The organism is Sessilibacter sp. MAH1 (genome assembly GCF_054658315.1).
In genome coordinates this window covers 158,365-183,324 of record NZ_BAAGIC010000007.1, presented here as the reverse complement: position 1 = coordinate 183,324, position 24,960 = coordinate 158,365, and the positions used below count along the sequence as shown (strand labels likewise).

Here is a 24,960-nt window from a genome sequence, read left to right as displayed (position 1 = left end):
GCTTCTAATCAAAGCGTTCATTTATTTGGAGTTATTTTTCATGGCAACGATCAACCAGTTGGTTCGTAAGCCGAGAAAACGTAAAGCAGTTGCAAGCGACGTTCGTGCGCTAGAAGCCTGTCCACAACGGCGTGGCGTTTGTACTCGCGTTTATACGACTACCCCGAAAAAACCTAACTCAGCACTTCGTAAAGTGTGCCGTGTTCGTTTAACCAACGGTTTTGAGGTTTCCTCATACATCGGCGGTGAAGGCCATAACCTTCAAGAGCATAGCGTGGTTTTGATTCGTGGTGGACGTGTAAAAGATTTGCCGGGTGTGCGTTACCACACCGTTCGCGGCGCACTTGATACATCAGGTGTTAATAATCGTAAGCAAGGCCGTTCTAAGTACGGTACCAAGCGACCTAAGTAATTGCTTGAGTGGAAACACTCTGTTTTTTCGGTTGAACCGAGTAAGGCTAAGCGCGCTCATAGTGTACGTCGGCGAATGCAGAAATAAGTTGTGAGAGCGTTGTCTTAGAAATCCCTGAAGAGAGGCTAAAAATGCCAAGAAGACGCGTAGTCGCCAAGCGTGAAGTATTGCCAGATCCTAAGTACGGCAATGTTACTTTGGCGAAATTTATGAATATCGTGATGGTCAGCGGCAAAAAAGCTGTTGCAGAGCGAATCGTATACGGTGCGTTGGATATCGTTGAGCAAAAGCTTAACAAGAATCCGCTAGAAATTTTCGAAGAAGCACTCGAAAATGTTGCACCGTTGGTAGAAGTTAAGTCACGCCGTGTTGGTGGTGCTACTTACCAAGTCCCTGTTGATGTTCGTCCAGCTCGTCGTAATGCGTTAGCAATGCGTTGGTTGGTTGAATACGCTCGTGGTCGTGGTGAGAAGTCAATGGTTCAGCGTTTAGCTGGTGAAATCGTTGACGCATCACAAAGCAAAGGCTCTGCGGTTAAGAAGCGTGAAGACGTTCACCGTATGGCCGAAGCGAACAAAGCGTTCTCGCACTACCGCTTCTAAGTTTAATGTCATTGTTAAACTAGAGCTAAAAAAGGCAGCGTTAAGCTGCCTTTTTTTTATGCTTCACTGATCGATTGCATGGTGTTTCCTCATCCATTCACAAAGCGATTTCTTAGAAAATATTCATCGCTTGTTTTGACGTTTTCTTTTTATTGAAAAGAATTAGTTCAGACCTTTTCAGAACCTACCGGTTAACAACTATTTTCCTATATTGCGTCGAGCTAAACGTATTCGGAACCCTGAGTAAGCTGGCGGTAGGGAGGCAAATTAAGTATTAGGATGAGTGCTCAGTAAAATTGTTGATCAACACCTGAGCCAAAACATGCTAAAGGCTGACAACTTGGCGCGACAATCGTTGAGTTTCAGTGAGCAGATTTTGTATTTGTAAGAACTTGTTTTTTTCACGCTAAGTGATCCTGTAATTTTCCATCAAATTACGCCAAACCCGTGTCAGACTTGAAATTCCTCTTAGAATATGGCTTGACGCTCTATGGACGAGTGCTTAAAATTTCGCACCCTTTAGTTTTGGTTAGTATTCAGCTCGTCAAGCATCGCGAAGTTCAGGCTTCGCATATATCTATGATTCTTTCTAGCCTGAGAAAGTTTGGCGAGAACACCTGTGACGGTATTAAGTAGTGAAAGCAGTTTAATGGCTGCGTATAAATGACATAAGTACTTTTTGCGTAATTAATACGCCTTCTTAATGACTCCACGTTCACATGGTTTTAGAAAAGGCAGCGATACTCGCTGCCTTTTGTGGTTTATAAGAACATAAATATTTTAGAGGAGGTAGCCAGTGGCTCGTAAAACGCCGATTGCACGCTATCGTAATATAGGAATTTGTGCCCATGTGGATGCAGGTAAGACTACAACCACAGAACGCGTACTCTTCTATACAGGTATGTCTCATAAGATTGGTGAGGTGCACGATGGTGCAGCCACCATGGACTGGATGGAACAGGAGCAGGAGCGAGGTATCACCATTACTTCAGCTGCGACAACTTGTTTCTGGGCTGGAATGCAGCAACAGTTCGATCAGCACCGAATTAATATTATTGATACACCCGGACACGTTGATTTCACCATCGAAGTAGAACGCTCTTTACGAGTATTAGATGGGGCCGTTGTGGTTTTGTGTGGCTCTTCGGGTGTGCAACCACAAACTGAAACTGTTTGGCGTCAAGCCAACAAATACGAAGTTCCGCGCATTGTCTTTGTGAATAAAATGGATCGCGCCGGTGCTAACTTCCGAAGTGTGGTTGATCAATTAAAATCGCGTTTGGGGGCGACTCCAGTGCCCTTGCAAATGACCATCGGCGCCGAGGACGAATTCAAAGGCGTTGTTGACCTCGTTAAAATGAAGTCCATTCTCTGGAACGAAGCAGATATGGGCATGACCTTCGAGTACGGTGAAATCCCGGAAGAAATACTCGATGAATGTCAGTCTATGCGCGAAGAATTGGTTGAAGCTGCCGCTGAATCCAACGATGCGTTAATGAATAAATACTTAGAAGGCGAAGAGCTTTCGGAAGAAGAAATTAAAGCCGGAATTCGTGCTCGTACTTTGGCGAATGAAATTGTACCGGTTATTGGTGGCTCGGCGTTTAAAAACAAAGGTGTGCAAGCCATGCTTGACGCCGTTGTAGAGTACTTGCCGTCACCCACAGAAGTTAAAGCCATTGAAGGTCATCGCGAAGATAGCGAAGACGTTGAAACTCGCGAAGCCGACGACAACGCACCCTTTGCAGCACTTGCTTTTAAAATTGCTACCGACCCGTTTGTTGGTACCTTAACGTTCTTCCGAGTGTACTCGGGTAAGTTAGAAAGCGGCTCTGCGGTTTACAATTCTGTAAAAGGCAAGCGCGAGCGCATTGGTCGTATGGTGCAAATGCATGCGAACTCACGCGAAGAAATCAAAGAAGTATTAGCCGGTGATATTGCCGCTGCAATTGGTCTTAAAGACGTAACTACCGGTGATACCCTTTGTGCCGAGAACAGCAAAATTGTTCTTGAGCGTATGGAGTTCCCAGAACCCGTAATTTCTGTTGCTGTTGAGCCAAGAACCAAAGCCGACCAAGAAAAAATGGGTGTGGCATTGGGCAAACTTGCTCAAGAAGATCCTTCATTCCGTGTTAACACTGATGAAGAAACCGGACAAACCATCATTTCTGGTATGGGTGAATTACATCTCGATATCATTGTTGATCGTATGCGCCGTGAATTCAGTGTTGAAGCAAATATTGGTAAACCTCAGGTAGCGTATCGCGAGCGTATTACCAATACTTGTGAAATTGAAGGCAAGTTTGTTCGTCAATCTGGCGGTCGTGGTCAGTTTGGTCACGTTTGGATTCGATTCGAACCGGCTGAAGACGAAGGTGCAGAAGGTCTAGAATTTGTTAACGAAATTGTTGGTGGTGTGGTTCCTAAAGAATACATCCCGGCAGTTGAAAAAGGTATTTCCGAACAGATTCGCAACGGTGTACTTGCTGGCTATCCATTGTTGGGGTTAAAAGCAACTGTGTACGACGGTTCTTACCACGATGTCGATTCCAGCGAAATGGCGTTTAAAATCGCTGCATCTATGGCGACCAAAGATCTCGCTAAATTTGGTGGCGCAGTGCTTCTTGAGCCCATCATGGACGTAGAAGTTGTTACACCGGAAGAAAACATGGGTGACGTAGTCGGTGACCTTAACCGACGTCGCGGCATGATTTTAAGTATGGAAGAAAATCCCTCAGGTAAAGTTGTAAAAGCTGAAGTGCCACTGGCAGAAATGTTTGGCTATGCGACTGACCTGCGTTCGGCAACTCAAGGTCGTGCGACATTTACTATGGAATTCTCGAAGTATGCAGAAGCTCCAAAAAATGTCTCTGACGAAATTGTTGCTAAAAACACAACTGGCTGATTAAAGCCACACATTTTTAAATTAACTAGCTAAAAGATAGAGGATATTCCCAGTGGCTAAGGCGACATTTGAACGTAGTAAACCCCACGTAAACGTGGGCACCATCGGTCACGTTGACCATGGTAAAACCACTTTGACAGCAGCTTTGACACGCGTATGTGCAGAAGTATGGGGCGGTACCGCTGTTGCTTTCGACGGTATCGATAATGCTCCAGAAGAACGTGAGCGCGGTATCACCATCGCAACTTCACACGTTGAATACGATTCTCCAAACCGTCACTACGCGCACGTTGACTGCCCAGGGCACGCCGACTACGTTAAAAACATGATTACCGGTGCGGCACAAATGGATGGCGCTATCCTTGTTTGTGGCGCAACCGACGGTCCAATGCCACAAACTCGTGAGCACATCTTGTTGTCTCGCCAAGTAGGTGTACCTTACATCGTGGTATTCCTAAACAAAGCAGACCTTCTTGCAGAAGACTGTGGCGGCTTCGGTACCGAAGAATACAACGAAATGTTGGAATTGGTTGAAATGGAATTGCGTGAGCTTCTAGACACTTACGAATTCCCAGGCGACGACACCCCAATCATTGCCGGTTCTGCATTGATGGCTCTTAATGGCGAAGACACCGACAGCCTTGGTACCTCAGCCGTTAAGAAACTGGTTGAAACTCTAGACTCATACATTCCTGAGCCAGAGCGTGCGATCGACGGCGCATTCATTATGCCAATCGAAGACGTATTCTCAATCCAAGGCCGTGGTACCGTTGTTACCGGTCGTGTTGAGCGCGGCATCGTGAAAGTGGGTGAAGAAGTTGCCATTATTGGTATCAAAGACACCATCAAAACCACCTGTACCGGTGTAGAGATGTTCCGCAAGCTGCTAGACGAAGGTCGTGCAGGTGAGAACGTTGGTGTTCTTCTACGTGGTACCAAGCGTGAAGAAGTTGAGCGTGGCCAAGTATTGGCGAAACCAGGTTCAATCACTCCGCACACCAAGTTCGAAGGCGAAGTGTACGTATTGTCAAAAGATGAAGGTGGTCGTCACACGCCATTCTTCAAAGGCTACCGTCCACAATTCTACTTCCGTACTACCGACGTAACGGGCGCTTGCGAGCTTCCAGAAGGCGTAGAAATGGTAATGCCAGGTGACAACATTCAAATGACCGTTACCCTAATCTGCCCAATCGCGATGGACGAAGGTCTACGCTTCGCAATCCGCGAAGGTGGCCGTACCGTTGGTGCCGGTGTTGTTGCTAAAATTATCGAGTAATTTGACTGGATCAAATTAGAGCAGCCGGAGGCTGACCCCGAAGGGGTGAAGGGCAGGATGCCCGAAATTGTAATCGACATAGCTGCTACAACGTCATTAGTACGGCCATCTGAGCGGATTGCTCTCCGTGACAAAATTGCAGGAGCAATTTTGAACACCCGTAAGGGTGCCCAAAGGGCGGAGGGCATGGATGCCCGGAGTTAACGTGGCCGTACCGACAGGTTTTTGCTTCTGGCAAAACCTGGACTTCCACCATTCATGATGGTCGTTAATGCCGGTGTTGTTGCTAAAATTATCGAGTAATAGTTACAACTCTCAATGATTCAAAAAGCCCGCATATGCGGGCTTTTTTGCTCTGATTACAAACCTTTTGTTAATTTACTCAGGTTTCCGCTCTCGGTTTATGCATCGATCTTAATAACACTTCTCTGTTAAGCTTATCCACAATCTAATAAACGAAAGCTTCGATTAAAGGCGGTTTAAGAGTTGTGGTTATGTTGAAAAAGATTGTTAGAAAGCTTGCGTTTAAAACCGGAAAACTCCGTTCTTGGTATTTAAAGCTCTGTAAACCCGATAGCTTAGAGTACGCTGAGTTTCTTAAAAAATGGGGTGGTTTTTATCATATTGGTGAAAATTGCTCGATTCCTACCTATGCCAATATTTCTGACCCTGCCTATGTGAGTATGGGGAATAATGTGCGTTTATCGAATTGTTGTGTGTTCGGTCACGATGGTTCGGTCAATATGATTAATCGCGCCTTTGGTTTAAAGCTTGATAAAGTGGGTAAGGTTGAGTTTAAAGATAATGTGTTTGTCGGTCACGGCGCTATTATTTTACCGGGGGTTACCATTGGGCCAAATGCGATTATTGCTGCCGGTGCAGTGGTTTCCAGAGATGTTCCGCCCGATACGATAGTCGCTGGCTCGCCAGCAAAACCTGTTGCTAAGCTCTCTGAATACGTAGAGAAATTAAAAGAGAAAAATTCCGAATACCCTTGGCATTATTTAATTGAACAGCGTCAGTCGGATTTTGATCCGGAGATGGAAAAAGAGCTTGTTAAACTTAGAGTAAAATATTTTTACTCTGGCAGGTAATGCTAAATCTTTAAGTAAAGAGCGATAAATAAAGAGTTTTAATTAAAGGAAACTCTGATTAACCCAGAGTTTCCAGCGGCACATGGATGTGTTGCCAATTTCAAGAACGGTAAGTGATTGAAATTGTGAAGAAATTGGAAATCGTATTTTCAATTTCTTCCGTCTGATTAAATCATGGATGAGTTAATCAAGGATTCCTAAAGTATTTCTCTAATTTAATCGAAAGGATATCGATGAAATCATTTCTAAATTTTTGGCTAAAACCTCGATATTTGCCTTTGCCTTCCTTCGCGACAATGTTGTTGTCGCTTATCGTACTTACAGTAATTTGTTTTCTTATCGGCAAAAATCTCGCAATATTTTTAAGTCCTAATGATTTAAAAGACGCGCGTATAGCCGTTGTCGAAGGTTGGCTCCAGCCCGCCATGCTAAGCAAGGTTACCGCTGATATTAAGCGAAAAAATTATGAGCTAATTGTCACTACCGGAGGTGGCATAGAAGAAAGCTTTTATAATATCGATGAAAAGTCATTTGCCGAGCGTACTAAGCAGTATTTGATTGCATCCGGAATTGACGCGAAACATGTTGTAGCGCTGCCAGCGCCTTATGCGAAGGTTGATCGTACTTATTATTCAGCGGTTTTAGTGCGAGACTGGCTAGTTAGAAATAATTACGATTTTTCAGTAGTTAATGTGTATTCTGGCTACGCTCATGGATATCGAACGCGGTATTTATATCAAACAGCATTTAAATACGCGTCAAATCATACAGAAAAAAATACACAGTTTGGCGTCTATTCGGCACTTGGTGTGCAAAGTAAATTAGAGGGTTGGTGGCAGGAAAGCCAATCGGCGAAGATCGTTGTAGGAGAATTAGCCGGTTTATTAAAAGCGTGGTTATGGTTTGATCCTGAAAAAATAGAAAATAATAAGAGCTTTGAGTTTAATTATTATCGTCACATAAATTCAGATTTTTATAGTAATTCTAACTTGCCAGCTGGTTAGAAAGTTGAGTGTGAATTCGCTCTCTGTTTAACCAAAATGGACTGCTTAACCAGCGCTGTTCGCTACGATATAAGTTCTTACGTAGTTCTATAAAGTTATCAAATGCAACATTCAGCGTTGATTCGTAGAGAGATAAATCCCTGGTTTCGCCGTTAATATTTTTAGCGATTGCCTTCGCTGCTAAACTGCCCGACAACAAACCTTTCATGATACCTTGCGATGTGATTGTGTCGAAGGTCATCGCCGCGTCGCCAACCGCAAGCCAATTATTGCCCGATATTTTCGCGAGTTTAAAAGACGGTGTGGCGTAAGCTTGTAAAGATTTTAAATCGAACTCAAAGTGTTTTAATTGCTGTGATAAATGTTTGGTTTGATTGAGTTGTTTTATCCAGGTATCTGGGTTTTTAAAGTCGGACAGCTTGAGTGTTTCTGCATCGGTTGTCACTGAAGCGATTATTGAGTTATTTGGTAATTTAGCAGCATACCACCAACCTTGAGGTTGCGATTCTAAGAGCGTTAACTGTGAAAATTGACTATTGTTAATGGGTTGAAATCTTCCGGCGATGGTAACTAATCGATCAACATAGTGGGATTTAATGTTGAAGGTTTTGGCTAAGAGTGACCTTTTACCGGAAGCATCAATTGCATAGCGAGTGTTAATCGTCTTTAACTCACCATTTGTGTTTTTGTATTTAACAACAAGGTAATTTTTTTCTTGATAAGCATTGATAAACTGGCTGTCAAGTAAGCACCGAGCGCCTATTTTTTGGGCCTCATTTAAAATAAAAGAGTCAAAACGATTTCTATCTAGATGCCAGCCAGTGCCAGAGATGTTAAAAAAGCCATCGTTAAACCCTAGCTGATCACTTCCCCAAGCAGAGCAGTTACCCAAACAGGGTGAGTGATGTTCTTGCAAAAAGTTATTTAAAATTCCCAGCTTTTCAAACACTATTTTAGCTTCAGCCGGTAAGCTTTCGCCCATGCGAATCGTGCTGTAGTTTGTCGATTCTAAGAGTAAAACGTTTTCAACACCCAGCTGTTTTAACTTTATTGCCGCGCTAGTACCTGCCGGTCCGCCGCCAATAATAACAACATCTAATGTTTTATTTTTCATAATAAATAATTTAATGGTGTGCGGTGTTTTAATGTAGGTGCTGTAATTACAGCACCTAAAAAGTTGATCAATTAAAAGCAAAGAGAAAAAATCAATCTTTATCGCTAATAACTTGTACTTGATCAGTGAGTTGCTGCGGCCAAGTTGCGACCTTATTACCGGAGTTATCCAATTGGCTCGCAACTTCTAAGAAAATATCTTTCGGTTTGTCAGATTCATAGCCGTTGATATTTTTAGATTGCACAACAGTACCTATTTCTGGCCATTTGCGCACAATATTAACTCTTTCTTGATAACGACCAACGCTTTGTACCGGAGAAATTGATCCATCGGGACCGGCAATGGCTTGTGTGCCTTCACCTCTAACGGAATATCGTTGATTAATGCGCGCTAAGTTGTAGCCATTATTTTTGAAGTCGTCGTAATTATAAATAGATACCGGACGCTGCGCGGGCCACGACCAAAATGTGGTGATATTGATGTTAGTCAGCATATCGTCTTCGGTTAAGGTATCGTAATTACTGCCGGGATTGGGTGAGGGTAAATGTGTTGCGCATGAGTTGTAATCGGTATGCCAAGGTAGCGACATAAATTTACAGAGATCGCCGGGTTCCACATTGTGATGGTTTGAATTTAGGGGTACATAACCAATGCTTAAAAATGGATTTGTTTTACTGGCTTGGCTGTAATTTAAGGGTGTGTAATTAATTCGAAATGGGCCTATATCCGCCTGAGTCCAGTTGGTGTTATACAGATTCACGTCTCGAACAATAAATGTTAAATCGATTCCGGGACTGAATCGGCCCCCTAAACAATTGGCAAGAACATTTTTATCGATTTGCTCTCCAGCTGTTAAGGGTTTTTCTACGTTGGCGCTGTAATTTTTATTAAACCATTGATTCATAAAAAAGAACTGCGTACGTGTTAGTGTTAAAAAAGAGGCTCCTGTATCGCCTAATGCCAATGGCATTCTTGGTGCACCAATATCCAATTCATCGTCGCTGGCGTAGGGGCTTCTAATAAAGGTTTGTACCTGTAAATAATCCGATGGATTATCGTCTGCACTTACATTATTTAATCGAGCATGAGCACCGATTGCGGTTTGATTTAATGCACCAATAAACTGTGACAAATGTGCGGCACTAAACAGCGGTAAAATATCGTCATCGAAAGATGGTTTGTAACTGGTGACAAAATTAGTTGGTGCTGATTCGTTTTCTGTGCCGTTGTAGATGTTGGTATCCAGTCCTAATTTTCTGATCCAAGTATCGTAAACTTCGTCCCATACGGTAATTACATTTCTAATTTGCGGCGCGTATGAGGGATCGGTCGATACTGCCCAAGCGGTATTTTCCAAAACAATTTCATCGCCATTTTCAAGCAAAATAATAGCTTGTACCGGACCATCGGCGGTGTCGTCAAACCAACCATCGTTGTCGATATCATTGCCAAGTGGGTACGGTGTTTTGTCGTCTTTGAATAGTCCGCATGCGGCACCTTGTCCGCCGATGACGATTAAGCGACCTTGGCAGTCGGTTTCTAAAGCGCCCAATTGTGTAACATCGGTGCCTGAGGGAATATTGAGTTTATTAAAATGCATATTCGGAAAAGAGACCGGATAATTGGGCAGAGCCACAATAGATCCTGCACAAGTGCCGGACGCCGGTTGGTAGAACGATGGTGTTGTGCTTGCATCAAAATTTATGCGTGCACTATCGGTACCTTTAATGGTTCTTGGACCAGCATCAACAACCAGTTCGGTAAGGCGTTTATTGTCTGATAGAACATTCAAGCATTCTTGAGCGGGAATTGTTGAAGGCCAAGTATTACTGGATGTGTTATCTGGGCCTTCAGAAGGCTTCTGGCTGCCGAAATCGGGATTGCGTGGATAGGGCATGCCGCCATTGCCATAGGCGTTTAAACCGCTGGTTTCACCGGTGGGTTTACCTTGTTTGGTGGTTGGCCCCTGTTCTGGAATAATACACCAGTTGGCCTTTTTATTGGCTAAATGCACCTGCCAGACAATGTCTTTTACCACGGAATTGTTCAGTGCGCTGCCAATAACAATTTCAGCAACTTCACCTTGATACGGATAAGATTGCGCGCTCTCGGGTGATAGATACTGATAAATTCGGTAACGTTGAGCTTGTCTTTTTAAAGCACCGTTTGCGTCGCGTAGGTCGGTGTCATTAATCAACGCATTGGTTGTGGGATTAATTGCGAGTCCGCCGGTTTGGCCGTTCACATCGGTTACACCAGCTGCCGTCTCTGGCGATAATATATATTCGTCACTGTTACCAACCCGAGACATACCAATGGCTGGATGAATACGTAATACTGTGTTGGACATAATAGTCTCCTGATTTTTAAATCAAAGTGTCTGTATCGCCATGGATTAATCTTTGGTGGTTTTTGGTTGGTTCGCTATATAAGCTTCTTTAATTAAATGACTAACACTCAATCGACTTGCTTGCATGGGTTTAATGCGTGGATCTTCAGGCTGGAATTGTGTGGTGTTGTGACACGAAAAACAGTTATTTAGGCTCTGTACGTTCTGCGTGAAGGTTTCTATGGTCGCGTTTGATAATAGCGGTGAGCCTAGAATGTTTGTTTGCAAGGTACTGTTCAGCGGTAAAGGGTTTTGATCTAAAAACTCTGAATTTGAAGTTTGCCAAATAGCGCCAACTTCAAAATAATTCTGAACCATGTCGGTGGCTTGAGCTTGCTGCCAAACTGACGTATTTAATGTGTTAATCGCCGTAACATTATCGGAGGTTGATCCTGCTACTTCGCCAGAAGGATATTGTCGGCACACTTGAGTAATGGGCGATAAGATCTGGGTTTTTTCATTTAGCGTTAAGCTGTCTACCGAGTTTTGGTTGCAATCTTGTGGTGTGGTGTTGGCGGTATAAAAGGTGAAGTTTTGATTGCTAACAGCCGATTTGTAACCTTGGTTGACTTGATAATCTGGTGCGTTTTTAACATGTTCAAAGCTTGCCCAGACGGCTTCGGTGTGACCCTCAATCCAACCAACAACGTGCAAGCCTACCAACGCCACTGTTACTTTTTCTGTTCGGTTTGACGTTATTATTTTGCCATTTCTATTTTTTAATTTTTGTATGGTGGCGGGCTGAGTAAAAAATCCAGCAGTGTCTTCTCCAGGAGCAACAATTTTCCAGGCAGCTTTTAATTCTATGTCTCCTTCACGAAAAATATTAATTAATCGACCGTTATGATCGACGGCATTCGGATCAAGACTGTTAAGTTCTTCTGGAGAATTCCAATCTGAGGCAATAATTCTTGCTGTCATTTGCGGGTTGAAATGTTGAGAGAAATAAATCGCTCGACCATTGTGATCAACTAAAACTCCGCCGGTACCTGCTTGATTTATTTCATTTAAAGGTGTTTCAGTTTCAATGCCGGTAGACTTGGCGGTACGAACCTTTAAATTCAAACCTGTGCTATTGCTAAGGTCATCGTTAAATACAGCTTCTTTTGTTGGGAAGTTAACAAATCTCAATAATCCATTTTCTTCTACTTCTGTTAACCATAAAAAAGCCTGCCAAGACCATAAGTGAAAGGCGCAATTGCTATTAAAATTACCTTGGGGGGAAGGTTCGGTCGTTTCTGTTACCGGAAACCAGGAGCTGGGTGCAAAGCAATCAGAGCCTTTAATGCTTTTTTGATTGGTATCGGATAGGCTGGGTGTGGAGAATAATGCACTGATTGCAATGCAAGTTATTGCACTGCTTCGTGATAAATTCATCTTGCTCTCCTGAGAGTATTGTTATTTACCTTGGTTGGTAGTGTATTTATTCATTTTTACAGATGTTGTTTAAAATCTGGTTTTGGACGAAGCCTTGCAAGCGGCAACGTGTTTTTAATACGGTGTCTCTGAATTTCTAATTCAGCTGGCGATAATTCTCAGGCCTTAGAAATTAAATAGGTAAGTTCATATTTTTCGAAAATTCAATATATTGTTTTTATTGGGTTAGTGAGTGCTGAATTTTTGAAGCTGTTTAATGAATTAATTTTCTGAAAAATGCGTTGTAAATTTCAAATAGAATTTGGATCAGTAGTTATTGTTATTTTATAAGTTATTGTTGTTTTAGAGTACGGCGTGTTCTGAATTGTGTTTTCAGTATGGTAGTAATTTTGGTATTGGTAAATTACAGTTGATTACATTGCTAAAGGTAAGATTCAGCGAGCGAGCTTGGAAATTTTTCGAATTATTTTTCTACATAAAAACAGTTTTGCTTACTCTGGAAGTGAATAATTTTCTTGATAATAAGTCCTTTTTAAGACAACTTTGATGAAAGTATGAAGTGATAAAGTTGTTTTAGAGTTATTTTTAGAATTAAGTGTTTCCTCGATATTTATAAGTGATCTAGTAACCTGATAGATTTAGTGGGTTGGTCTTTGAAGAATATTTTTCGCTAATCAGAGGTGCCAATAGTCTTTTGAGCTCGTAGGTTTTTGTGACGTTAAATGTTCTTAGTTATTTAAACTTTATAGGAACCTCTGATTAACTCATCCATGATTTAATCAGAGGGAAGAAATTGAAAATGTGATTTCCAATTTCTTCACAATTTCCATCACTTACAGTTCTTGAAATTGGCGACACATCCTTGTGTCGCGAGAAACTCTAGGTTAATCAGAGCTTCTTATAATTTACGAGTTGCTCAAAAGTACGTTGTTTTGATCGCTAGAAATGTTTTAAATGGTGAGATATCGAATCGAATAATCGTCGAGATTTTTTTGTGCGGCAAATAATGCGTATTAATAAATGTTTCGCGACTATTACGCTGTAGAGTTGTTGTTGAAGTGGGATGATATTTATCTATTGGTTGTCATAAACAACGATTAAGTCTGGTTGATAATAAGTTTTTACGTATCCAATAGAGATAAAAAAAGCCACCCGAAGGTGGCTTTTTTTGCGTAAAAGAAAGCAAGTAACTACTTGGCTTCTTTTTTCGCTTTTGCTTCTGCAATGACTTTTTCTGCTACTTGTGAAGGACATGGCAAGTAGTGAGAGAATTCCATTGAGAACTGACCACGACCAGAAGTCATGGTACGTAGCTGGCCGATGTAACCAAACATTTCTGAAAGAGGAACGTCTGCTTTAATACGTACTCCGGTAGCGCCAGGCTCTTGGTCTTTAATCATACCGCGACGACGGTTAAGGTCACCAATAACATCACCTACGTGATCTTCTGGGGTAAACACGTCAACCTTCATGATTGGTTCAATCAACTGAGGCGCAGCCTTAGGAATTGATTGACGGAATGCACCTTTCGCTGCGATTTCGAACGCGATTGCTGACGAGTCAACGGCGTGGAAGCCACCGTCAAATAGCTCAACTTCAACGTCTAACACAGGGAAACCGGCAAGAGTACCTTGACCCATCATGCCTTTGAAACCTTTCTCAATGGCAGGGAAGTATTCTTTAGGTACGTTACCACCAACAACACTGGATATGAACTTGAAGCCGGTACCAACTTCGGCAGGACGAATGCGGTAATCGATCTTACCGTATTGACCAGAACCACCCGATTGTTTCTTATGGGTGTAGCTGTCTTCAACTTCACGAGTGATGGTTTCACGGTAAGCTACCTGAGGTTGACCTACAATAAGCTCAACACCGTAAGTACGCTTCAAGATATCCACTTTAATATCTAAGTGAAGTTCACCCATACCTTTAAGGATGGTTTCACCGGATTCTTCATCGGTTTCAACTTGGAAAGATGGATCTTCTGCAACCAGTTTACCAATCGCGATACCCATTTTCTCAGAGCCGCCTTTGTCTTTTGGCTTAACAGCAATAGAAATTACTGGCTCTGGGAAGATCATTGGTTCAAGAGTACATTCATGGTCTGGATCACAAAGAGTGTGACCGGTTTGAACGTTCTTCATACCAACAACCGCGATGATGTCACCCGCTTGCGCGCGATCGATCTCGGTACGCTCGTCTGCGTGCATCTCAACCATACGGCCGATACGCTCGGTTTTACCGGTGTATGAGTTCAATACGGTCATACCTTTTTCCATAACACCTGAGTAGATACGGATAAAGGTTAGTGCACCGAAACGGTCATCCATGATTTTGAACGCAAGCGCGCGTAGCGGTTCTTCGGCAGAAACGGTTGCAACTTGACCCGTTGGCTCACCGGTTTCTTTGTCGGTCAAATCTTGAGGAGTAACTTCGGTTGGTGCTGGTAGGTAATCAACAACCGCATCCAATACTAATTGGATACCTTTGTTTTTGAACGCAGAACCACAGTAAGTTGGGAAGAATACTAGGTCGCGAGTACCTTTACGGATACAACGCTTGATGTCTTCGATAGAAGGTTCTTCGCCTTCCATGTACGCCATCATTAGATCGTCGTCTTGCTCAACCGCACTTTCGATGAGCTTTTCACGGTACTCGGCTGCTTTTTCAACCAAATCTTCTGGAATATCAACGACTTCGTAGTTTTCTGGAAGGCCAGAGTCGTCCCAGATGTAGGCTTTTTGAGTAAGAACATCAACGACGCCTTTAAATTCGTCTTCGATACCGATTGGCAAAGTCATAACCAATGGATTTGCACCAAGTACTTTTTTCACCTGCTCAACAACGCGGTAGAAGTCAGCACCCATACGGTCTAGCTTGTTGATGAAAATGATGCGAGAAACTTCTGATTCGTTCGCGTAACGCCAGTTGGTTTCTGATTGTGGCTCAACACCACCAGAACCACAGAAAACACCAATACCACCATCAAGTACTTTTAGTGAACGGTATACTTCAACAGTAAAGTCAACGTGTCCAGGGGTGTCAATGATGTTTAAACGGTGGTTATTCCAAAAGCAAGTAGTAGCAGCTGACTGAATGGTAATACCACGCTCAGCTTCTTGTACCATGAAGTCAGTGGTCGCGGCACCATCGTGTACTTCACCGGTTTTATGAATTTTACCGGTAAGTTTGAGAATACGTTCGGTACTGGTGGTTTTACCCGCGTCCACGTGGGCAAAAATACCAATATTTCGATATAAAGCTAAATCTGTCATTGGGTTACTCATTTCATAATTACAGGGCCACCGGTCTGCGACTACAGACCGGTTTCCGGGTGATCACATTGCTCAATGACTAGAGTGTCGCAGTCAGCGTATGCTGTCTGCGTCCTCCTTCAAGCAAGAGCGAAATTGTGCCGCTAGTTTGTTACACGCCCGTTGTCGCGCGGCTGTTCGATGATTTCCTGAGACTGCAGAGTTCTGAGCCCAGTCAGATGCAGTTCGCCAAGTCGGGAGTGAAAATCGCGCGCAGTATACAGGATTTGCAGGCGGCTGTTGAACAAAATTTTAACAAATACGGCTGTATGCAAACATTCGTTGAATACAACCGCGCTTTGGTCAAAATTCGTAGCGAATATCTAGGGTTAAGCTAGCTTCTTGATACGATCGGGCATCGTCTTCGGCGTCTCTATCTCGGTAGAGAGCGCTCACGCCGGTGCTTAGTTTCTCACTGTGGTAATACTCGGCCGAGAGGATATAGATATCTTCATCATACTCAAGCGTTGGCTGAGGTATCTCGCGAGACTGAGTTTGGTAGCCAACTTCGAACTCAACCGACAGCTTGGAGGTAAGTTCGTAGCCTAGACTTCCCGAGATATCCAGCTGTTGCAGGCTTTCGGTATCGTCGACACTGTAATCTTCATCGGCAAAGCCAACTTCAAACTCCGCCAAACACCGGCGACACCAGCGGTTAGAGACTTTCAGCTGTCCAGAAAGCAATTCGTAGGAGTCGATAATCGAGGTATCACCATTACCGAGCTGTTGATTGTTTGATTCTGAGAGCGAACCGGTAATGCCGTTTTGATTACCGCGTGAAGTATCGGTAATGAGGTAGTTGGCAAAGAAGTTAATTTGCGTTGGACCAGATTGATAGAGTGCTTGAATTAATGCGCTTGGTGACTCCAAATCTTGTGTCGACGAAGAGCTTGATCGGTTGTAACCAACCAGCACGGTGTAATTCAGTTTGCGTAGCTGCGCCGCATAGCCGAGCTGTATGTTTTGATAATCTAAGGTATCAACGCCGTTTTGGTCGTATTCGGTTTCGCTGTTTTCGATCTGCGCAATAAAGTTATCAACAGAGCTGACTTTGCGAGTCCATCCTAAACGTAATCCTTTGGTCTCACTGCCAATGGAACGTGTTTGCAGAAAATCGTCATCAAAGCGAATTTTGTGGAAAAACCCCGTTAGTGAAAGATTGTCGGCATCGTTACGATAAAAATTTAACGTCGGTTCAAAAACAAAAGTGTCGCGAGCGGTAATGTTATTTTGAACCGAAAGCTCAGCGGGATCGGTAAGTAAGTTTTCGCGACGATAGCTGGTGCGCAGTCCTAATCTTTGACGAAAAAACAAGCCATCAAAACCAGTGGTGCCTTCGTATTCTTCGGTATCTTCTTCGGGAATTTGAGCGTTACTGTCGAAGTTAACCTTTTCAAATTGGTAATCAAAATTGAACAGCCAATTTTGCGCTTGATGGGTATATTCGACTTCTAAACCGGTGCGATCTTCGCGCTCGCTGGGCTCGTCGGTATCGGATAAATCGGCGTTGTTGGTAAATTCACTGGAGTGAAAAACGGCGGCTTTAAATTCGGCGTTAGTATGAATTGCTGTGAAAGCGCATAGACCGATTATCGATCTTACAAGATTGGTGCGCATGATTCTTCCCGGGTGTGAACAATTGACTGGCGATTCAAAGTTTGATGGGCCAGAGGAGTAAAATATTTAGGTATTTTTTACTCTTGAATGATAATGCCTGCAACCTTGTTTTCGCCAAGTAGCTCAATTGACTCGAAGATTTGACTTTGGGTGGTTTGTTTAGATGGCACCACAAGCACAACCATATCAGCGATATCTGCCAAAATCGATGCTTCCGAATAATGCAGTACCGGTGGTGTATGAATAAAGATAAATACGTGCGGCAGCGAATATTTAATTTCGTTGAAGATTCCACCCAATCTTGGATGGTTAAAATATTCGGCGGCGGTGTCTTTTTGGCCGCCGGTTGGAATAATTTTTAAATGCTCAACGCCGGAAGGATAGGTCGCGTCAACTAACGATATTTGTGGATCGTGGAGGTGGTCTGTTAAGCCAAAACCAAATTCGCGAATGGATAGATCTTGTCGGTCATCGGTATAGGGATCGCAATCGACGTAAATGGACGATTTGCTGGTGTCCATCGCAAAGCTGGTGGCCAGGTTGAAAGCCACTTCAGAATTATGGTGAGTTTTGTAACCGGCACTTGTTACTAAAATAATGGCACTTGAACCGCCACTTTTACGCAGCAGCTTTGTTCTTAATTCCCTGTAAGCATTGAGCACGTCAACGTTATCCATTCCTTGGTAGATGATATGTTTTTCAGCTCTAGTTTCCGGCGACCATAACAGCGCTCGTTCTTCGTCAGACAACACCATGTCACCAGCGATAAAACGGTTCACAAGGTCGTGACTGTTTGGAGTTTGTTCCTCTAGGGAAACAGTACTCTGAGTTGAAGTGCGTTTCTGAGTGATAATTTGCTTAAGTTTGTCCACGCTGATTCGTTATTTGGCGCTCAGCCACTCCAATGCTAAAAATCCGTAAGCTAAGTAACCATAAAGTACAGCAGACAGCAAAACAACTGCAATTAACACCCAGGTGGTTTTTGATTGCTTTTCCGCTATAGGTTCTGGCGTATAGGAAGGAATGTTAACAATGATGTCGATACCTTCCGGTAATTTGGACTTGGGAACCATTCCGTAACGCAATCTTGGATCCAAGAAAACGTACGCGAAGCTCAGGCCCAGCAAAGTGAAAATACCCAAAAATGGAGCCGCAGCCACGAATATTACCGGCGGTGGGCCTTCCGAAGAAGTTGGGATTGACGGCATTTCTCGAAACTTATAACTCATGCCTTGTCCGGCTTCATCAATAGTTAGCGATATGCTGGCGTTTTCGCGGCGCTGTAATAACTCTTCGTAAATTTGCTTGGTTTTGTCGTAGTCACGGGTTAGCTCGGCCAGTTCGGTTTGATGCACCGCTAAACTGTCTGCTTTCGAATTTTCACGCTCTAAGATTTTTTCTAGCGAAGCCTTGCGGCGTTGCATGCTTTCGGTTTGTAGTTCGATGTTTGACAGATTCGAGCGAAGCTCTTCAAACAAAGAAACTTCATCACCAGACACTTCCGCTGGTAGCGAAGGGTTAGCAGCTTGTACTTCTGCAATTTCTTGGCTGACGATGCTAATTTGATTTTTGGCCGAAACAACATCGGGATAATCATCTTGGAATGCTAACTGAAGACCTTGTAGGCGACTCTCCAGCTCTCGTTTTTGAGTTTGCAGCGTGTTGAGTTTGTTTCTGGCTTGCTGAATTTTACCTTCAACATCGATTTGAGTTTTTAAGCTTGAGGCTTTTGCTAAATTCTCGTCGATGTTTAGCTCTAGGTTTTCAATTTCGCCACGCAATTCTAAGATCCGATCTAGCGCCTCGGTCTCGGTGCCGTCCATATTATTAATTTTATAGTCGGATAATCGCTTTTCGGCATCAGATAACTGTTGCTTGTATTTTTCAACCTGGGTGCTAATGAATTCGTAAGCTTCGCTGCTCTCGTCACGCTGTTGTTGATTGGCATCTTTGCGAAACGCCGAAATTATGGCATTGAGATTAGTGAATGATTCTTCGGCTGAAGATGCGGTGTAAAACAGACGCACCACATTATCGTCGCGAATTTGGTGATACAGTTCACGACTTAATTTGCGAATGGCATTGCCCACAGCTTCGTCGTCAGACGATTCACTAATAATGCCTAACTCTAATGCAGCGTGAACCAGTAAGCGTTCTGAGCGAATGGTTTCTATAACCAAGCTAACCGGTGTGATTTCGGTTACCTGCGCGCGGCCGCGTAATAATAAGGGTTCGATTATGTTTTTACGCTCAGCCTGTATAAGGGCGGTAGCGGTGTAATTTTGTGGCAGGCTTACACCTACCAATAAAACTGCAAAGGCAATAAAAATGAACAACAGGGTAGCTGGAATCCGCCGAGCCATTAGTTCCTTCAACGCGTAGCGAATCATCGCGAAGATTGCTTTTAAATCCATGCGCAATACTCTTCATAAATCTGTTGGCGACGGTTACTGACCATATCACACTAAAAAAGTTACACAGTATAAAGGTTAGAACAGACGTTCTGGTACTGATAATACGTCAGAAGGTTGCAAGAAATAATTAGTTTCAAGCTTACCCTTAAATAATAGGTCATCTAAGTTAACTGGGTAGGTTTGTACGCCTTGTTCTGTTCGTCGATACAACTTAGCTTTTTTCGGTGCGGCAAAGTCATTCAAACCATTAGCTAATAATACAATATCAAGAACTGTCATGCCGTCCCGGTAAGGAATCGACAAGGGTGAGTTCACCGCGCCCGTTATGCGAACACGGCGTTGGAAATCAACCGAACTTGGGTCAGAGACTATGACGGTTACTTGAGGATTTTTCAGATAATTTGTCAATTGATCGGTGATGTCTTGGGCGAGTTGTGACGGAGTTTTATCTGAGGCTACTAAATCCCCTGCCAGTGGAACTGAAATTTTTCCATCTGGACGTACGGGTACCGAAACAGAAAGATCTGGGTTTCGCCATACACTGACAGACAGTTGATCGCCGATACCGATTTGATAATCGACCAGTGTTTTTGTTGTTTCACTGATTGGGGGCGTAGGAAATTCTGATTTACTTGCGCAGGCGCTAATGAGTATCGCAGAGGCAATGACCAAAAAGCTCATTAAACGTGAGTGCAAGGTAGAAATTTTGATGGTTTTAATAGAGCAGGTAAACATAAGTGATTCAACTTCGTTAGGGTTGGCTTCAACATTGGCAATCTGGTTTTTATTACCGAGATCTGGGCAAGCATAAAAACCTTCGATTTTCGGTAAGACTTTTGCAGATCAAAATAAACGATTACAACAATTTGTACGATGTTAGTGAGGTTGTTAGTAAAAACTTCTCATAATCGAGCGTGTTAGGTTGGTGAAAATCGGTTCATGAGATAAACCCTAGCATTCAAGATTTTATCGGCAATCGATCATTATTTGATGAACATAATTAACTCACCGCCGGGTTACAATCAAGTCAAATGCGTGAAAAAGAATGTTAATGTGCATCGGGCGTTATTTCTTGAATAGATAGTGTAGCGGACGTACAAAATGCTTGTAAAAACCGCATCGTTTGAATTGCATTTGAGTAATTCTGGCAAGTAATAATTGGTGTGGGTTTGTGGTAGATTTATAAAATTAACAATGCACAATGTCATTGTTTAACAAAGTAATTAGCTTGTATTAATGTTAATTCATTTATTGGCTTAGCGTTGAATTAATTGCAAAGCACAAGGAAAGCAGGGATGTTGGTGTTTGTCGTTTGACTTGCAAGGTAAAAGTCTTGCTTAATTACGAGTATTCTAAGCCCTCCTCGTTGTCAGTAGCACCAGTGATGTGTGTTGTTTGATATCCTTGATGTCTCGTCACGTTTTTTTAAAATAAGCTCAGTTAAAGATGCGAGTTATTAACGAAACGATAACTAGAATCAGCTGTGTTGGTCTCTAAACCGATGATTTTGCATTTTTCAATTTTTTTACAGTTTATTGATTTGATGAAATATAAATTGAATATTCAATGAAAAACCTGTTTTAGTTAAAAGAAACTCTGATTAATTTAGAGCGTCCCGCGGCACTGAGGATGTGTCGCCAACGTCAAGAACGGTAAGTGATTGAAATTGTGTAGAAATTAGAAATCGCATAGTCAATTTCTATCTTCTGAATAAATCATGGAAGAGTTAATCAGAGACTTCTAAAGTCTTATTAAATATTTTAAACGTTAAGGCGTATCACTTGAGTTTGTTCGAGCAAATCAAAGAAGATTGGCAGGCCCATGGTCGAGATTGGACGAAACCAGGTTTTCGCGCCGTTGCCGTGCACCGTTTTGGTGTTTGGAGAATGACGATCCAACCAAAATTACTGCGTGCTCCCATGACGATTATTTATGGTTTTTTGTACCGTCATTGCCGTAACGTCTATGGAATTGAACTTCCCTATACTGTAAAGCTTGGCCGCCGAGTCATTATTGAGCATCAAGGTGGCATTGTTATTCACGGCTATAGTGAAATTGGCGACGACAGCATCATTCGCCAAGGCGTCACATTGGGGAATCGTCATTTAGCGAAACCCTTTGATGCACCTTGTTTAGGGCAGCGAGTTAACGTTGGTGCAGGTGCTGCGATCATGGGTAAGGTTCGCCTCGGCGATGACTCATCAGTGGGTGCTAATGCTGTGGTGTTGGCCGATGTTGATGCAGGCGATACCGTGGTCGGTATTCCGGCGAAATCTATTCGTAACACTCATTAATGGTGGGCTAAAACTTTGTAGGTTTGCCGCCTAGTCGAGAAAAGAGATTTCATACAAACAGTAGACGCGCGATCTTTCCGCGTATTGGTCACACAGTATTAACAAGGACAAGCCACGATGTTTGAGAGATAACTTGAATGTCGGGTTGCGAAGCCGACCTTTGGGTGAGCGCTTGCGCATTGGGTAAACAGTAATTCGTGTAGCAAAATAAAGGGAAATCCTGAATGGTTAAATTAGCTTTGATCGGGGCGGGTAAAATGGGGCTTTCCCATTTTGCAATCAGCTCCGCCCACCCAGATGTGGAAATTGTGGGTGTGTGTGATAACGCGACCTATCTCACCTCTGTTATCAGCAAGCATCTTGGTTTCAGCACTTACAGTGACTACAAAAAGATGTTCAAAGAGGCCCGCCCAGATGCGGTAATCATCTCTACTCCCAACTCTACACACTTTGATCTCGCTAAATTTGCGTTGGAGCAGGGCGCTCACGTATTCCTAGAGAAACCATTGTGCTTAGATCCCGCTCAAGGTCGAACCCTATTTGAAATCGCCTCTGCCAAGAATCTGGTAAACCAAGTTGGTTATCACAACCGATTCATTGGTACCTTCCAAGAGATGAAGCGTTTAATCGCCGCTGGCGCCATTGGCGAGGTTTATCACTTAGAAGGTAAGGCTTATGGACAGGTGGTTATTCGTCCTTCAAAAAGTGCGTCAACTTGGCGCTCTAAAAAATCCGAAGGTGGCGGCTGCTTACACGATTACGCCTGTCACGTTGTGGATTTAATGAACTACATTGGCGAAACACCAAGCAAGGTTCGCTCTGCACAGTTGCAGTCTATTTTTTCTGCCGATATTGAAGACGCGGTTTTTGCGAATTTTGAATACGCCTCAGGCGCGACTGGTTATTTAGAAGCAAACTGGAGTGATCAATCGGTTCGTAAGATGAGTACCACCATCACCGCTTACGGTAAGCAAGGTAAGATCATTACCGATCGGCAAGAAATGCGTGTGTATTTAACCCCCGGTACCACCTTCGAAGATTACGAAGATGGCTGGAAATCAAAATACATTACCGAGCTTCAAGCGCCGGTAAATTTTTATATGCGTGGCGAAGAGTATTCGGCTCAAATCGATCAATTCATTGACAACATTCTCGGGCGAGACGTGAAGGTCGAATCGACTTTCCAAACCGCCACCGCGACCGATGAAGTTATCGAACAAATTGCAAATTTAGGGAAAGGTTGATTATGAGCTTACAAAGGGTTTTGTTTGGAGATAACCAATTTTTTGGTGTTAACCACATGTCCGAGGATAAAGCTCGTGCGCAATCTATGCGTTTTCGCGATGCTCAATCCATTATGAAAGTGCTTGATGATGCCTACGACGCAGGCATTAAAGTTTTTATGTGTACCACCTACGACCGCGTGGGTGAGATTGCCGAAATCGTAAAAGCGAATCCAACGCGCTATCCCGATTTTGAGTTTTATCCGTGTATGCCTTACGCGCACAAGTACGCAAACTCCGTGGGTGAAGTGGGTATTCTTGAAACCTTAAAACGCTTCTCACCACAAGGTGTCATGAGCACCTTGTTAACCGGTGCTATGTCTGCCATTACCCAAGACGTAAATAAGATGTTACGCATGTTGGTTGATGCCGAAATGAAGCGCTTTGAAGGTGTAAAAACGCCCATCATCTTTTTGCAGAACGTTATTACCGATTTAATTTTGGGTTTAAAAGGCTACAAATTCCTCGGTGAATTCCATAAGTACGTGAAAGAAAAATACAACGCCGAAGCGGGATTTATCACCATGAACCTGCCGTTGTTGATTGATGTGTTACACGAGCAAGGTATCGAAAACCCAATCGTCTGTGCAAACGTTAACAAAATTGGTTTCCGTATGTGTGGTGGCGTTGATAAGTACGTGGAAACCATCGCTCGTAACGATGCTCGCGTTATTGCTATGTCGGTATTGGCTTCTGGTGCAATTCCACCCAAAGAAGCTATCGAGTGGGTTTGTGGATTAGAAGGTTTGGATTCGATCGTTTTTGGCGCGTCTTCCAAAAGCAATATTGTTCAAACCAAAACGCTAATCGACGAACTCTGGAATCTGTAATTATGGCGAAGCGGTCGCTAAAACTGTGTGTTGGCGCCTCTTCGGGCGGACACATGACCGAACTCTTGGGTTTGTTGACCACGGTAACTCGCTGGCCGATTCAACCCTCGGTTTATGTCACAACCCGTGAAATTTGGGCAAAAAAACTCGAAGAAAAAGGCCCAACTTACATAGTGGGTGAATGCGACCGCAACAAACCTCTCAAGCTGCTGATTACCATTTGGAAGTCGTTCTGGTTTGTTATGAAAGAAAAGCCGGACGTTGTGGTGACTACCGGCAGCTTGCCCATCGCGATTGTTTGCGTGTTGGCTAAAAAACTGTGCAAGGCAAAAATCGTCTGGATCGACAGCGTCGCGCAACTCGAAGATTTATCCATGAGTGGTCGCCTAATGTTGAAATACGCAGATTTATTGCTGACCCAGTGGCCGGAGGTCGCCGCGAAATATCCCAAGGCAGAATACGTTGGAGAGTTGCAATGATCTTTGTAACCTCCGGCAGTATGCTGCCGTTCGATCGATTATTTAAAACCATCGATAAAGCTGTAGCCGATGGCATCATAACCGATACCGTGTTCGGTCAAATTGGCGAAGGCAAGTACACGCCCCAGCATTTTAAATACGAACGTTTTGTCGATAAAAATGATTTCGACCGTTACGTGTTAGAGGCAAACTTAGTGATTGGTCATGCCGGAATTGGTGTTATTACCCAAGCGCTAGATTCAAAAACGCCCTTGTTGGTAATGGCTCGCTTAAGCGAATTTGGTGAGCACGTTAATGATCATCAGGTTTCTACGGCCAATAAATTCGAAGAGCTTGGTCACGTACTCTCGTTTGACGAAAATAACCTCACAGAAAAACTTCAAAAAGTAACCTCGTTCATACCTAAGCCTCGCAATCCTAATGTCGATGGTGTGGGTGATCGTGTTGCTCAATTTCTAGGTTCTCTGTAACACGCAGTAAAAGCCCAGCTGGATAACTCATTATATTTCTCTGAAATGTAATCTTTATTGAAGATTAACGCGCTATTTTCGGT

19 protein-coding genes are annotated in these 24,960 nt (G+C 43.3%); 11 read left to right on the top strand and 8 right to left on the bottom strand.

Annotation, left to right across the window (positions count from 1 at the left end):
- Positions 1 to 40 precede the first annotated feature (40 nt).
- From rpsL to ACYQ28_RS09370, 6 genes are all read left to right on the top strand, one after another.
- A complete protein-coding gene (rpsL, locus tag ACYQ28_RS09395; protein ID WP_460049504.1) occupies positions 41 to 412 on the top strand; it encodes a 30S ribosomal protein S12 in 372 nt (123 codons plus the stop codon).
- A 131-nt stretch (positions 413 to 543) separates the two neighbouring features.
- Entirely contained in the window at positions 544 to 1,014 is a 471-nt protein-coding gene (gene rpsG, locus ACYQ28_RS09390) for a 30S ribosomal protein S7 (protein ID WP_460049505.1), read from the top strand.
- Positions 1,015 to 1,810: 796 nt separating this feature from the next.
- Positions 1,811 to 3,919 carry an elongation factor G gene (fusA, locus tag ACYQ28_RS09385; RefSeq protein ID WP_460049506.1) on the top strand — a complete coding sequence of 703 codons (2,109 nt, stop codon included), beginning with the start codon at positions 1,811 to 1,813 and terminating at the stop codon, positions 3,917 to 3,919.
- Positions 3,920 to 3,971: 52 nt separating this feature from the next.
- Entirely contained in the window at positions 3,972 to 5,195 is a 1,224-nt protein-coding gene (tuf, locus tag ACYQ28_RS09380; protein WP_460049507.1) for an elongation factor Tu, read from the top strand.
- Between the two features lie 494 nt (positions 5,196 to 5,689).
- Positions 5,690 to 6,289, top strand: a complete 600-nt coding sequence (locus tag ACYQ28_RS09375; protein ID WP_460049508.1) for a hypothetical protein — start codon at positions 5,690 to 5,692, stop codon at positions 6,287 to 6,289.
- A 233-nt stretch (positions 6,290 to 6,522) separates the two neighbouring features.
- Positions 6,523 to 7,293, top strand: a complete 771-nt coding sequence (locus ACYQ28_RS09370; RefSeq protein WP_460049509.1) for a hypothetical protein — start codon at positions 6,523 to 6,525, stop codon at positions 7,291 to 7,293.
- Here the strand turns inward: ACYQ28_RS09370 and ACYQ28_RS09365 are convergent.
- From ACYQ28_RS09365 to ACYQ28_RS09330, 8 genes are all read right to left on the bottom strand, one after another.
- Positions 7,274 to 8,407 (bottom strand): tryptophan 7-halogenase, encoded by a 1,134-nt coding sequence (locus ACYQ28_RS09365; RefSeq protein WP_460049510.1) that lies wholly within the window; start codon positions 8,405 to 8,407, stop codon positions 7,274 to 7,276. The genes ACYQ28_RS09370 and ACYQ28_RS09365 overlap by 20 nt on opposite strands.
- A 91-nt stretch (positions 8,408 to 8,498) precedes the next feature.
- Positions 8,499 to 10,757, bottom strand: coding sequence for a LodA/GoxA family CTQ-dependent oxidase (locus ACYQ28_RS09360; RefSeq protein ID WP_460049511.1), 2,259 nt, complete (start codon positions 10,755 to 10,757; stop codon positions 8,499 to 8,501).
- Positions 10,758 to 10,802: 45 nt separating this feature from the next.
- The gene (locus tag ACYQ28_RS09355; protein ID WP_460049512.1) at positions 10,803 to 12,173 is read right to left on the bottom strand and encodes a hypothetical protein; all 1,371 of its coding nucleotides are present in this window, start codon (positions 12,171 to 12,173) and stop codon (positions 10,803 to 10,805) included.
- A 1,190-nt stretch (positions 12,174 to 13,363) separates the two neighbouring features.
- Entirely contained in the window at positions 13,364 to 15,451 is a 2,088-nt protein-coding gene (gene fusA, locus ACYQ28_RS09350; protein WP_460049513.1) for an elongation factor G, read from the bottom strand.
- A 342-nt stretch (positions 15,452 to 15,793) separates the two neighbouring features.
- Positions 15,794 to 17,107: a hypothetical protein gene (locus ACYQ28_RS09345; RefSeq protein WP_460049514.1), complete on the bottom strand. Its 1,314-nt coding sequence runs from the start codon at positions 17,105 to 17,107 to the stop codon at positions 15,794 to 15,796.
- Positions 17,108 to 17,184: 77 nt separating this feature from the next.
- A complete protein-coding gene (locus tag ACYQ28_RS09340; RefSeq protein WP_460049515.1) occupies positions 17,185 to 17,979 on the bottom strand; it encodes a P-loop NTPase family protein in 795 nt (264 codons plus the stop codon).
- Between the two features lie 9 nt (positions 17,980 to 17,988).
- Positions 17,989 to 19,521, bottom strand: coding sequence for a hypothetical protein (locus ACYQ28_RS09335; protein ID WP_460049516.1), 1,533 nt, complete (start codon positions 19,519 to 19,521; stop codon positions 17,989 to 17,991).
- 75 nt (positions 19,522 to 19,596) lie between these two features.
- Positions 19,597 to 20,256, bottom strand: a complete 660-nt coding sequence (locus tag ACYQ28_RS09330) for an XrtA/PEP-CTERM system exopolysaccharide export protein (protein ID WP_460049517.1) — start codon at positions 20,254 to 20,256, stop codon at positions 19,597 to 19,599.
- 1,046 nt (positions 20,257 to 21,302) lie between these two features.
- Here ACYQ28_RS09330 and ACYQ28_RS09325 point away from each other — a divergent pair.
- The 5 genes from ACYQ28_RS09325 to ACYQ28_RS09305 all read left to right on the top strand — a co-directional run bounded on the left by ACYQ28_RS09325 (position 21,303) and on the right by ACYQ28_RS09305 (position 24,877).
- The gene (locus ACYQ28_RS09325; protein ID WP_460049518.1) at positions 21,303 to 21,815 is read left to right on the top strand and encodes a serine O-acetyltransferase; all 513 of its coding nucleotides are present in this window, start codon (positions 21,303 to 21,305) and stop codon (positions 21,813 to 21,815) included.
- A gap of 224 nt (positions 21,816 to 22,039) precedes the next feature.
- Entirely contained in the window at positions 22,040 to 23,059 is a 1,020-nt protein-coding gene (locus tag ACYQ28_RS09320) for a Gfo/Idh/MocA family protein (RefSeq protein ID WP_460049519.1), read from the top strand.
- A gap of 56 nt (positions 23,060 to 23,115) precedes the next feature.
- Positions 23,116 to 23,928, top strand: a complete 813-nt coding sequence (locus tag ACYQ28_RS09315) for a hypothetical protein (protein WP_460049520.1) — start codon at positions 23,116 to 23,118, stop codon at positions 23,926 to 23,928.
- Positions 23,929 to 23,930: 2 nt separating this feature from the next.
- Positions 23,931 to 24,407 carry a hypothetical protein gene (locus ACYQ28_RS09310; RefSeq protein ID WP_460049521.1) on the top strand — a complete coding sequence of 159 codons (477 nt, stop codon included), beginning with the start codon at positions 23,931 to 23,933 and terminating at the stop codon, positions 24,405 to 24,407.
- Entirely contained in the window at positions 24,404 to 24,877 is a 474-nt protein-coding gene (locus tag ACYQ28_RS09305; protein ID WP_460049522.1) for a glycosyltransferase, read from the top strand. The genes ACYQ28_RS09310 and ACYQ28_RS09305 overlap by 4 nt, the downstream gene beginning before the upstream one ends.
- Positions 24,878 to 24,960 lie beyond the last annotated feature (83 nt).